Here is a 12,254-nt window from a genome sequence, read left to right as displayed (position 1 = left end):
GACCGCCTTTCATGCAGTCACTATTTTTTCAGTGATAGTACCTGCTACGTAATTATGTATAAATTGGGCAAAGCCCTCATTTTCGTATATAAATTAATTTTCCTTCAACCTGTGCGAACATGTTTGCGATGGCTTCTCTCGCCGTGCGCCTTTTAGGAGAAGAGCGCTCCTAAAAGGCTTAAAACATTACGGCGGCTTCGCTCTCTCTTCGAACCTTAACTCAAAGGAATTGCTGCCTCTTTACCCTAAACAGTGCGAACATGTTTGCGATGGCTTCTCTCGCCATGCGCCTTTTAGGAGAAGAGCGCTCCTAAAAGGCTTAAAACATTACGGCGGCTTCGCTCATCGCTTCGAGTTTAAACCAAAAGGGAAAGGCACCCTTTTGGTTTAAACTCTTATGTAAACATATAAGGATGCATATCTATCGAGACTTGTAGTTGGCCTTGGTTAATTTCTCGGATGAAATGTTGCTGTATTTCACGCAATGTTTCAAGTAACCTCGGCTCGTTTCTGTATTTTATCATGCATTGATATCGATATCTATCTTTTATACGTGCAAGTGGAGATGCGACCGGTCCTAGAACTGTCGTTGATTCTTGAAGCTCTCTCTTGAGAAAAGTGGCAATTTTTTCAGAAACATTTATAACTTTTGTTAATTCAGGATGAGAAATATTAATTAAAACCATAAAGACATAAGGCGGATATAAACCTGTCTTCCTTTGCGACATTTCCATTTGAAAGAAATGTTCATAATCATGACTTTTTACAAGCTCAATACTATAGTGGTCCGGTGTGTATGATTGGATAATCACTTTTCCTTCAAGTTCATGTCTACCTGCTCGTCCACTTACTTGTTCCATTAACTGAAACGTACGCTCAGCTGATCTAAAATCAGGAATATGGAGCATCGAGTCTGCTGCTAGTACACCAACGAGCGTAATTTTAGGAAAATCTAGCCCTTTAGCAATCATTTGAGTTCCAAGCAAAATATCTGCTTCTCCTCGTCCAAACGCAGAAAGAAGCCTTTCATGAGACCCTTTTCGCCTTGTTGTATCAATATCCATACGTATGACTTTTGCAGTTGGTAACACACGAGTCAGTTCTTCTTCAACCTTTTGCGTTCCCGACCCGAAAAAGCGAATATGATCACTTCCACAAGACTCACATGTGTTTGGCATCTTTTCTTCATGACCACAATAATGACATTTTAATGAATGCTGTGTACGATGATAGGTTAGAGAAATGTCACAATGTTCACATGTTGCTACATATCCGCAGTCTCGACACATTACAAATGTTGAATACCCTCTTCGGTTTAAAAAGAGGACAGATTGTTCCCCTTTATCTATCCTATCTTTTAACATTTCCAATAATGAAAAAGAAAACATGGAGCGGTTCCCATTTCGTAACTCTTCACGCATATCAACCACTTCTACTGCCGGCATTGACCGTTGATTCACTCTCGTCGTTAATGGTAGCAATTGATAAACTTGCTTCTTCGCCCGGGCGTATGATTCAAGTGAAGGTGTGGCGCTTCCTAAGATCACTGGACACTGGTGATAATCACCTCGAAAAATCGCTACATCTCTAGCATGATACTTTGGATTTTCTTCTTGCTTATAACTCGTTTCGTGCTCTTCATCAATAATAATAATTCCAACATTTGTAAACGGGGCAAAAATTGCAGACCGGGCACCAACAACAACCTCGACTTCTTTTCTTAATATCTTTCTCCATTCATCGTACTTCTCTCCCATCGATAGTCCTGAATGAAGTACTGCTACTTTCGAACCGAACCTGCCTTTAAATCTTTGAACCATTTGCGGTGTTAATGAAATTTCTGGTACAAGAACAATAGCTTCTCTTCCCATTTGAAGAGCCTTATCAATTGATTGTAAGTAAACCTCCGTTTTTCCGCTTCCTGTTACACCGTGCAGCAAAAACGTGTCATGCTCTTTACTCTCAAGAGAATTTAAAATTGGTGTGATTACTTCTTGTTGCTGTGCAGTAAGAGAAAGAGGCAGTGTGCGCTCATAGTGAACCCCAGCTAACGGATCACGATAAACTTCCTGGGCAAACTCTTGAATATATCCTTTTTTTACTAACGTCGTTACGACTTGCCTAGTCGTTTCCAACCTTTTTAATAGAGCCTGTACAGAAATCGGCTCAGCTATCTCTTTTAAAAAGGTAATGATTTCTTTTTGTTTTTGCGCTCGAGCTGGAAGTTTTTCTAGGTGAACACTAGAATCAACTAGCTTGATATATCGTTCTGTCTTCTTTTTCCCTTTTTCTTCTACTTGATAACGAACTTCAAAAACTCCATCTTTAACTAGTTCCTGGACAATTTTTAAATTTTGTTTTTCAGTTAAAACATCTGACCATAACGCCTTGTCTCCAGATTGAAAGAACTTTTGCAATGAAGCAGGTAATTGATTGCTATCCGATCGTAACACTATTTCTTTTTTCACCTTTGTCCGCATAGCAGCTGGAATCATTAGTTGATAGGCAGATAACTTAAAGCTCAGCGTTTGCTCCGATAACCACTCTCCAAGTTGAAGCAATTCTTTCGTTAAAACAGGAACAACGTCTAATACATCTTCAATTGGCTTTATTTTTTCTAAAGGCGATTCTTGCTCTAGGTCAATGACAAAACCTTGAATTTTTCTTGGTCCAAAAGGGACAACAACTCTAATCCCTGGTTGTATGACATTTTCCCACTCTTTCGGAATCTGATAATCAAACAAACGATCCGTTTGGGAAGTTGGAACATCGACTATCACTTTCGCAATCATAAACGATGATGCCTTTCCATATAGGTAATGATGTCAGAAATAATGAATTGGGCCACTTCTCTTTTCGCTAAGACAGGATACTCCTTTTTGTCCCCATCCTTCGTAAAGGTTGTAACAATATTCGTATCTCCTTTAAAGCCGGCCCCTTCTTGCAGGATATTATTTGCTATGATTAAATCTAGGTTCTTGGAATGCAATTTTTTCATTGCATATTCTTCAACATGTTCCGATTCAGCAGCAAATCCAACAAGTATTTGGTCTACTTTTTGGTTACCTAAGGTTTGTAAAATATCCGTCGTTCTCTCCATCTCAATGAACCACGTTCCTGGCTGCTTTTTTCGTTTTTGCTCGAACGTATCTTTTGGTCTGTAATCTGCAACTGCAGCAGACTTGATCACGATATCAGCTTTTTCATAGTATCTCATGCAAGCCTCAAACATCTCTTTCGCCGAGACAACATGAATGACTTCCACCCCTTCTGGCGGTTCGATTTGTGTAGGTCCAGAGATTAACACAACTTTGGCTCCTTGCAAGCGAGCTGCCTCTGCAATAGCATAGCCCATTTTTCCTGATGAGTGATTTGTGAAATAGCGGACAGGATCAATCCTCTCTTGAGTTGGTCCTGCTGTTATGACTACCGTCTTCCCCTTAAGTTGACCAGCACAAGTTACAAAGTGACGTTCAAGAATAGCAAATAGATCTTCAGGTTCAGCCATTCGCCCCTTTCCAGTCCACCCACAAGCTAGATAGCCTTCCGCTCCATCTATGAAACGGTATCCATCATTTGATAATGTGGATACATTACGTTGAACAGCTGCTTTGTTATACATATTGACATTCATTGCAGGTGCAAGAAAAATGGGAGCCGTTGTCGCAAGCAAAGTTGTTGTTAACATATCATCAGCTAGTCCATTTGCAAGCTTTGCTAGTACATTCGCTGTAGTAGGGGCGACCAAAACAACGTCTGCCCAATCAGCCACATCAATATGAGCAATTTTTGTTGGATCAGGTTCAATAAATGTATTATCATAAACCGGCTGACGTGATAGGGCCTGAAAAGTTAAGGGGGTCACAAACTCCTTTGCTGATTCAGTCATAATCACTTTCACGTTTGCTCCGGCTTGTACTAGCTTACTTGTTAGAGCTGCAGCTTTAAAAGCTGCAATCCCTCCGCATACTCCAAGGATAATATTTTTTCCTTTTAGCATTGTTTTCACCCACTCCCTAGTGTTTTTCTACTCATAGAAAAAAGGCTGACTCAAAAAGGTCAAACCCCTAAAACAATAATTACTACCATGCTTCGTTGGGGTTTGAAGCTAATGAATTGAGTCAGCCTCTAGCTTTCTTATTCCTCATCGTCTAACGGGTTAATTCGTTTAAAATGTAAGTGGTCATCAATAATTTCTTCGAGTGCAACCCCAACCGGCTTATGAGAAACAGGTCGATTAACCATAGGACCACGGGATAAATCTTCACGGATTTCACGTGCTCGTTTCGCCGATACCGTAACAAGTGTATACTTTGAATCTAGTTTTGTTAAAAGCGAATCAATCGAAGGATATAGCATTAGTCTACCTCCACCAGTTCTTTATATTTTTCTATTAATCGTTCACGTTTACAGTGCTCTGCTGTTACAATCGATTTTATCCGCTCAACAGCAAGGTGAACTTGATCATTTTCTACAACATAATCATACTTTTTCATCATTTCAATCTCGTCTTTTGCTACCGTCATCCGTTTGTTTATAATATCTTCTGTTTCCGTACCACGTCCAACAATCCGACTTCTTAGCTCAGCTAAACTTGGTGGCATTAAGAAAATGAATACACCTTCTGGAAAACGTTCGCGCACTTTAAGAGCACCTTGTACTTCAATCTCAAGAATAATATCTTGCCCACTATTAATTGTTTCTCTAACATATTCAATTGGTGTACCGTAATAGTTGCCTACATACTCTGCCCACTCTAACAACTGATCATGTTCAATCATTTTTTCAAATTGCTCTCTCGTTTTAAAAAAATAATTGACCCCATCTTGCTCTCCCTCTCTTGGAGAACGAGTCGTAGCAGAAACAGAATACTGAACAGATGTATTTTCTTGACGTAATGCCGAACATACTGTCCCTTTACCAACACCTGCCGGCCCCGATAATACAAGTAATAGACCTTTATCTTTCTTCATGGAAACCTCCTACACGCTTCATGCATTCATGCTTATGTATCCTAACATATTCTTGATTAGTCTTCACCTGTATCGTCTTTGCTAGTCAACCTTTGTGCTACTGTTTCAGGTTGAACCGCACTTAAGATCACGTGATCACTATCAGCAATAATAACTGCTCGCGTCCTGCGACCATATGTTGCATCAATTAACATATTACGATCTCTTGCATCTTGAATAATTCGTTTAATTGGTGCTGACTCTGGACTTACGATGGAAATAATTCGATTAGCTGAAACAATATTTCCAAAACCGATGTTAATTAATTTAATGTTCATTTCTTTTACCCCCACTTTAGGAGAGCCGCATCCACTCTCAACATTGTTATCCAAACTAATCTAACTATATACGAAACTCTTGGCGAATTCTAGCTCCTATTCAACATTTTGTACTTGTTCTTTTAATTTTTCAAGGAATCCTTTCATCTCAACAACATGTTGTCTAATGCTAGAATCAGCCGCCTTCGATCCAATTGTATTTACTTCTCTATTCATTTCTTGTAATAAGAAGTCAAGCCTTCTTCCAATAGCGTCATCCTGATTCATGTAATGTTTATACTGATCTACATGCGCCCTCATGCGAACTAACTCTTCACTTATGTCCATTTTTTCAGTAAGAATAGCTACTTCAGTTAGAATTCTCACATCATCAATTTCTGAATCCCCATCTATATAATCCTTAATTCTGCCTTCCACTTTTTCACGGTAACGATCAACTAACTTAGGGGCTAATAGTTCTATGTCCTTACAGCACTCCAATAATTTTTGCAGCCAATTCTTCATATCCTGATGTAAATACTGCCCCTCTGCCACTCTCATCGAATTAAAGGATAAAAGAGCTTCTATTACACCTTGTTGAATGGATTCTTCTTCTTCATTCCAATTGCCACTGCTAACTTCTTCCACTTGAACAATGTGACGATCTAGCAAAATGCTACTTAGATCAAGAGGGGAATCTGAGCCTATCTTGTCTTTAATCACATCTGCAGCTTCTTTATATTGGTCTAGCAATTGTTCGTCCAACGTTAGCACGCGCTTAGTACTCGCTGCTTCTTCCACATGAATAACAATATCAATTTTCCCGCGTTGTGCAATGTCTTTTACTTGCTTTCGTATCTTATCTTCCATAAATAAAAGCGCGTGGGGTACCTTGACTTGTAATTCTAAAAATCGATGGTTTACAGCTTTCACTTCAATCGTTACTTCACCATTGCCGCACTTCACAATCGCTGAACCATATCCTGTCATACTTTTCATATTTATCACATCCAACTTTTATTTTACAGAAAAACATTATACTCAACAAGTAAAACCAAAAGAGAGGTTAACGCTGAAGTAATTGGACGTAGTCCAACAGCTCTTCATTCGTTAACCTCGTAAGATTATTTTCGTTTTATTAGTTGAAAGCCTCCAAGTACAACAGTCGGAATCGATGCCATACCTAGAACTAATAACCACTCATGACCAGTTAATGCTACAGTATGGAAGACAGTTTGTAACGGTGGATAATAAATAACTGCTAACATTAATAAAGTTGAGATAATTACAGCACCAACTAAATAGCGATTTTCAAATGGATTTCGGTGATATACTGAATACTCACTGCGACAATCGAATACATGAATCAATTGTGCCATAACGAGAGTAACAAACGCAACAGTTTGCGCCTTCGTTAAATCACTTGGATCTGCTTGTAACGTAAGCCAAAACGCAACAAGAGTTACGACCCCAATCATAAAGCCTCGACTTAAAATCTTCCAAGTCAATCCACGAGCGAATACCCCCTCATTTGGATTTCTAGGTGCCCGTTTCATGACATCTCCTTCCGCTTGGTCCATTCCTAAGGCCATAGCTGGAAGTCCATCTGTGACAAGGTTAATCCAAAGAATTTGAATGGCCACAAGTGGAAGCGGCATACCTAACATCATGGCAAACAACATGACCAAAATTTCCCCGACATTTGAGGCCATCATATAACGAATGAATTTTCGAATATTCTCATAAATGTTTCGTCCTTCTTTAATCGCAGCTTTAATTGTAGCAAAATTGTCGTCACTTAATATTAAGGAGGATGCCTCTTTGGCCACATCGGTTCCAGTGATTCCCATTGCAATCCCAATGTTTGCAGCCTTAATAGCAGGTGCATCATTCACACCATCCCCCGTCATTGCAACAATATGACCTTTTGCTTGTAGAGCTTTAACAATTTTCAATTTATGTTCAGGCGAAACTCGTGCATAGACATCAACATCATCTACGATCTCTTCTAATTGGGCTACACTAAGCTTTGAAAGCATTTGACCGTCTAGTACTTTTCCCTTTTTAGATAAAATCCCTAATTGTGTTGCTATTGCTGAGGCCGTTACTTTATGATCTCCAGTGATCATAACAGTTTTAATCCCAGCTTGGCGGCATTCAGCAATGGAGTCCTTCACTTCTGGTCTTGGAGGGTCAATCATTCCTTGTAAACCAATAAATGTTAATCCACGTTCTGCCTCAAATGGTTGCTTGCACGTTTCTGATGCTCCTAATGGACGATAAGCAATCGCAATCGTTCGAAGGGCATTCCCTGCTAATTGTTCAACAGCTCCTTCAACCTCTAATTTTCGCTTAGAAGTAAGAGCTTCTTCATTGGCCCCATAAGCTATCTTTGTACATTGACCTAAAACAACATCTGGCGCACCCTTTGTAATAACAAAAGATCTTCCTTTTGTATCTTTGACAACGACAGACATCATTTTTCTTGCTGAGTCAAAAGGAAATTCTAAAACTCTTGAAAAGTGTTTTTCTAATCCTTGTTTTGAATAGCCAGCCTTCATAGCAGCAACGACAAGAGCCCCTTCTGTTGGATCTCCATCCATCACATACTCTGTAACTTGCTTTCTAAGCATTCCTTGCTTAACTGTCTTCTCTAACAAATTAGCATTATTGCATAACCACCCATAGCTTAATAGTTGTTGAAGTTTCCTTTCTTTACTAGGCTCAATCTTCTTCCCATTTTGACTAAACGTTCCATGCGGCTCATACCCGCCACCAGAAATGTTCCAAAGTTTTCCTTCACTCCATGCATGCGTGACCGTCATTTTATTTTGCGTAAGTGTCCCTGTTTTATCTGAACAAATAACCGAAGCACACCCCAACGTTTCAACTGCAGGCAGCTTTCGAACAATTGCTTTTCTTTTTATCATTCGTTGAACTCCAAGTGCTAATGCAACGGTAACAATCGCAGGAAGTCCTTCTGGGATCGCAGCAACTGCTAATGAAACCCCTGATAAGATCATCGTATAGACGTCATGTCCTTGCAAAACCCCAATAATCACAACAAGTGCAGTTAACACAAGTGCAACAGCAATTAATATTTTCCCTAATTGCTCTAATCGACGTTGAAGTGGTGTAATCAGTGTTGTTGTCGATTGAAGTAAGTGGGCTATTTTCCCCATTTCGGTCTTCATTCCTGTCCCAACAACGACTCCGATGCCACTTCCTTGTGTGACAAGCGTACCCATAAATGCCATATTTGATTGATCACCAATTTCAATATCTGATCCTTCCAATGAATGATGCTGCTTCTGAACAGGAACTGATTCTCCTGTTAAAGAAGACTCTTCAATTCGTAATCCATTCGTTTGTACTAGACGTAAGTCTGCTCCAATTCGGTCACCACTAGAAACCTTGACGATATCACCAGGGACGACTTGTGCAGATAAGACTTTTTTCCACTCCCCTTTTCTTAGCACATGCATTTGCGGTGCTGATAATTCCTTTAATGCATCAAGTGATTTCTCTGCTTTCCTCTCTTGAACAAACCCTAATATTCCATTTAATAATACAATGATCATAATTGTAATGGCATCAATGTATTCTCCAAGCATTCCAGAGATAAAGGTAGCAGCTAAAAGAACGAGAACCATGAAATCTTTAAATTGTCCTAGAAAAACAAATAAAGCAGATGGCCTCTTTCCTTCATCAAGTTTATTGGGTCCATATTTCTTCAAACGCTTTTCTACTTCTTTTTCCGTTAATCCCTTTTCAAAATCCGTTCCGACAGATGAGGCTACTTCATGATCCTCTAACTTGTACCATTTCATCTCGACACACCCCACATGATATTCTCTTTTCACATATATTTGCTTAAAGGCTTATCCAATTGTTTATACAAGCCATCATATTCAGTGAACAAGGAAAACATGCTATACTCATAAGAGCATTCTAAAAAAACAACAATTGTTGCTGCAGTTTGAATAACAGCTCTAGCAAGTACGGTAAGAAGGAAAGGATGATCGAGCCATGTCATTTGATGGATTTATGACAAGGGCGATGACACACGAGCTTGAAACGTTGTTAACGTCAGGAAGAATATCAAAAATTTATCAACCATATAAGACAGAATTAGTATTTACGATTCGAGCAAAAGGCAAGAACCACCATTTGCTCCTATCAGCAAATGCTAACTTTGCGAGAATTCACATCACAAAAGAAAAGTACGATAACCCTTCTACACCACCAATGTTTTGTATGTTGCTCAGAAAGCATTTAGAAGGAAGTATTATTGAAAAGATTGAACAACTTGATATGGAACGTGTTATTATTTTTCATATTAAAAATAAAGATGAACTCGGTGATGAAACTTTTAAGAAGCTATATGTTGAAATTATGGGACGTCACAGTAATATTAGCTTGGTTGACAAAAAAACAGGAGTAATCCTCGATAGCATTAAACATATTAGTCCTGCTCAAAGCAGCTATCGCACTGTGATGCCAGGACAAGTTTACAAATTGCCTCCTGAGCAACATAAAGCGAATCCGTTTGAATTAGATGATGATGGATTGTTAAAATTGATTGATTTTAATGCCGGAAAGATTGATAGGCAATTAGTAGGGCAAATTGCTGGACTCTCACCACAACTAGCTAGTGAGATTACGTTCCAATCAGGCTCTTTTGTTAACCGGAATACACTACCACCTGCTTATTCAGCCTTTATCAATCGGCTAAGCGAACATAATTATCAGCCTGAAATGCTTATTACATCAAGTGGAAAAGAATTGTTTTCCATCATCCCATTAGAACATCTAAAAGGTGAACGAAAACCTTTTCAATCTGTTAGCGAATTGCTTGATCGGTTCTACTACGGAAAAGCAGAACGAGATCGCGTCAAACAACAAGCACATGATTTAGAGCGTTTTTTAAGAAACGAATGGCAAAAAAACAAAAAGAAAATCAAGAAATTAGAGCAGACGTTACATCAAGCTGAACGAGCTAAGGAATACCAAAAACTCGGCGAGCTCTTAACGGCTAACTTACATATGGTAAAACGAGGAGATACCCAAGTGGAAGTAATTGATTATTATGATGAAGAAGGTGGTACAGCCCTTATTAAGCTTGATCCACAAAAAAGTCCATCTGATAATGCACAAGCCTATTTTAAAAAGTACAACAAAGCAAAGAATTCAGTAGCTGTTGTAGAAGAGCAAATACTAAAAGCGAAAGAAGAAGTTCAATACTTTGACCAACTGATTCAACAAATGGAAAGTGCAGCTCCTAAAGATATCGAAGAAATTCGTGAGGAATTAATGGAGGAAGGCTATATCCGTAGACGCGTGAAGCAGCATAAAAAGAAAAAAGACACAAAGCCACAGCTTGAGCAATATATCTCAACAAGTGGCGTTGAATTTTTTGTTGGTAAGAATAATAAGCAAAACGATTATGTAACAAATAAATTTGCAAGGCAAGATGAAATTTGGCTGCATACTAAGGATATTCCTGGGTCCCATGTTGTTATTAGAAGTACCGATCCTGATGATAACACATTACTTGAAGCTGCTACAGTGGCCGCTTTTTATAGCAAGGCGAAACAATCAAGTTCTGTCCCCGTAGATTACACGAAAATCCGCCATGTAAAAAAACCAAATGGAGCTAAGCCTGGATACGTCATATACGACAATCAGACAACCATTTTCGTTACTCCTAATGAGGATGTCGTTCGTTCATTAAGAAAATAAAAAAAAGTAAGCGAGGTTGCTTGGTCATCCTCGCTTTTCACAATGCTCTTTTAACCTTAACGTCTATTTTCAGCCACTGTAATTGTTGCTAAACCATCTAACACATGAGTATGACGAATGTTTTTCAAACCAAACTCCATCAATAATCCATTAAGCTCTTCATCAGAGTAACGATGTCTTTTCGTCGAAACGTTGGACCAAGCAAAAAGAGATTCTCGTTCAAATCCGCTCATCTTTACCAGATTAGCATAACTAGCAGCTTCATCTGGTGACATCTTCGGTGATGGATTTAACATCGCAACAACCCCGGATGGTTTTACGACACGTACCATTTCGTTTAGACCTTTTTGCGGCTCGGGAAGAAGGAACATTACACATGTTGAGACAGCAACATCTATTTGCTTTTCTCTAAGTGGCAGCGAATATGCATCACCAACAAGTACTCTTGTTTTGGCTCTGCCACCTTCTAGTACCGAACGGCTTTTCTCAACCATCTCATGTGATAGATCAATGCCTATTAATTCCCGAGCCTCTTCTTTCCCACGTTCTAGCAATCTTCCTGTTCCACAGCCAATATCGAGTATCGTTTTATTACTCCACCTTCCCGAAAGATCTTTTAATTGATCATGAATCGTACTAAGCCAGTTCGTTTGCGCCATCTTATCAAAGAAATCAACAAGATCATCAAAGTCTGTTCCGCTCATTTTCTTCATTCTCGTCACCCTTTCTTTCCCTTATCTTAGCACAAAAAAGTGTTATATAAGGCAAGTGCGCTTTTTGAGAAACCCATTCTAAAGCCTTATGAGCTGGCAGCACCGTTTATTTCCTTGAGTTCCTAGTATGAAGCAAAATTAATGTTTGATGCTCGGCTTTTGTGTTTGGGGCTTCCCTCTCTCCTATGAGGGACTTTTCTTCGCTCCGCTTTCTCCATTTGTGATTTCATCTCTCCTATGAGGGACTTTTCTCCGCTCCGTTTTCTCCATTTGTGACTTCATCTCTCCTATGAGGGACTTTTCTCCGCTCCGCTTTCTCCATTTGTGACTTCATCTCTCCTATAAGGGACTTTTCTCCGCTTCGCTTGCTCCATTTGTGACTTCATCTCTCCTATGAGGGACTTTTCTTCATTTGTGCGAACATGCTTGGATGGCTCCTCTCGCCGTGCGCTTTTAGAGAAGTTCGTTCAAAAAGCTTAAAACATAACGGCGGCTTCGCTCATCGCAAAGAAGGAACTGAAAAAGGGATA

At 39.4% G+C, this 12,254-nt stretch carries 9 protein-coding genes; 1 reads left to right on the top strand and 8 read right to left on the bottom strand.

Translation table 11 applies throughout. From position 1 onward, the window contains the following. Positions 1-395 precede the first annotated feature (395 nt). The 7 genes from priA to MF646_RS04655 all read right to left on the bottom strand — a co-directional run bounded on the left by priA (position 396) and on the right by MF646_RS04655 (position 9,099). Positions 396-2,792, bottom strand: coding sequence for a primosomal protein N' (gene priA, locus MF646_RS04685; protein ID WP_250095343.1), 2,397 nt, complete (start codon positions 2,790-2,792; stop codon positions 396-398). Beyond that, positions 2,789-4,000 (bottom strand): bifunctional phosphopantothenoylcysteine decarboxylase/phosphopantothenate--cysteine ligase CoaBC, encoded by a 1,212-nt coding sequence (gene coaBC / locus MF646_RS04680; protein WP_250095342.1) that lies wholly within the window; start codon positions 3,998-4,000, stop codon positions 2,789-2,791. Before coaBC ends, priA begins: the two co-directional genes overlap by 4 nt. Positions 4,001-4,137: 137 nt before the next feature. Continuing rightward, positions 4,138-4,359 carry a DNA-directed RNA polymerase subunit omega gene (gene rpoZ / locus MF646_RS04675; RefSeq protein WP_250095341.1) on the bottom strand — a complete coding sequence of 74 codons (222 nt, stop codon included), beginning with the start codon at positions 4,357-4,359 and terminating at the stop codon, positions 4,138-4,140. Then, on the bottom strand, positions 4,359-4,973 hold the full coding sequence (gmk, locus tag MF646_RS04670; RefSeq protein ID WP_250095340.1) for a guanylate kinase: 615 nt from the start codon (positions 4,971-4,973) through the stop codon (positions 4,359-4,361). Before gmk ends, rpoZ begins: the two co-directional genes overlap by 1 nt. 56 nt (positions 4,974-5,029) lie before the next feature. Continuing rightward, positions 5,030-5,290 (bottom strand): extracellular matrix/biofilm regulator RemA, encoded by a 261-nt coding sequence (gene remA, locus MF646_RS04665; RefSeq protein WP_034629754.1) that lies wholly within the window; start codon positions 5,288-5,290, stop codon positions 5,030-5,032. 96 nt (positions 5,291-5,386) lie between these two features. Then, a complete protein-coding gene (locus tag MF646_RS04660) occupies positions 5,387-6,268 on the bottom strand; it encodes a YicC/YloC family endoribonuclease (RefSeq protein ID WP_250095339.1) in 882 nt (293 codons plus the stop codon). Positions 6,269-6,393: 125 nt separating this feature from the next. Further along, positions 6,394-9,099 (bottom strand): calcium-translocating P-type ATPase, SERCA-type, encoded by a 2,706-nt coding sequence (locus tag MF646_RS04655; protein WP_250095338.1) that lies wholly within the window; start codon positions 9,097-9,099, stop codon positions 6,394-6,396. A 199-nt stretch (positions 9,100-9,298) separates the two neighbouring features. Between MF646_RS04655 and MF646_RS04650 the strand changes: the two genes are divergently transcribed. After that, positions 9,299-11,011 carry an Rqc2 family fibronectin-binding protein gene (locus MF646_RS04650; protein ID WP_250095337.1) on the top strand — a complete coding sequence of 571 codons (1,713 nt, stop codon included), beginning with the start codon at positions 9,299-9,301 and terminating at the stop codon, positions 11,009-11,011. A gap of 56 nt (positions 11,012-11,067) precedes the next feature. Here the strand turns inward: MF646_RS04650 and MF646_RS04645 are convergent, their stop codons facing one another. Next, positions 11,068-11,724, bottom strand: coding sequence for a class I SAM-dependent methyltransferase (locus MF646_RS04645; RefSeq protein WP_250095336.1), 657 nt, complete (start codon positions 11,722-11,724; stop codon positions 11,068-11,070). Positions 11,725-12,254: the final 530 nt, after the last annotated feature.

The organism is Halalkalibacter alkaliphilus (assembly GCF_023555415.1).
Taxonomy (GTDB): domain Bacteria; phylum Bacillota; class Bacilli; order Bacillales; family Bacillaceae_D; genus Halalkalibacter; species Halalkalibacter alkaliphilus.
The sequence above is the reverse complement of the archived record's forward strand: the minus strand, read 5'-3'. Positions and strand labels throughout refer to the sequence as shown.

Bases quoted from the DNA above. Each gene is read 5' to 3' on its own strand.
- priA (WP_250095343.1), bottom strand. From the start codon at position 2,792: ATGATTGCGAAAGTGATAGTCGATGTTCCAACTTCCCAAACGGATCGT.
- coaBC (WP_250095342.1), bottom strand. From the start codon at position 4,000: ATGCTAAAAGGAAAAAATATTATCCTTGGAGTATGCGGAGGGATTGCA.
- rpoZ (WP_250095341.1), bottom strand. From the start codon at position 4,359: ATGCTATATCCTTCGATTGATTCGCTTTTAACAAAACTAGATTCAAAG.
- gmk (WP_250095340.1), bottom strand. From the start codon at position 4,973: ATGAAGAAAGATAAAGGTCTATTACTTGTATTATCGGGGCCGGCAGGT.
- remA (WP_034629754.1), bottom strand. From the start codon at position 5,290: ATGAACATTAAATTAATTAACATCGGTTTTGGAAATATTGTTTCAGCT.
- MF646_RS04660 (WP_250095339.1), bottom strand. From the start codon at position 6,268: ATGAAAAGTATGACAGGATATGGTTCAGCGATTGTGAAGTGCGGCAAT.
- MF646_RS04655 (WP_250095338.1), bottom strand. From the start codon at position 9,099: ATGAAATGGTACAAGTTAGAGGATCATGAAGTAGCCTCATCTGTCGGA.
- MF646_RS04650 (WP_250095337.1), top strand. From the start codon at position 9,299: ATGTCATTTGATGGATTTATGACAAGGGCGATGACACACGAGCTTGAA.
- MF646_RS04645 (WP_250095336.1), bottom strand. From the start codon at position 11,724: ATGAAGAAAATGAGCGGAACAGACTTTGATGATCTTGTTGATTTCTTT.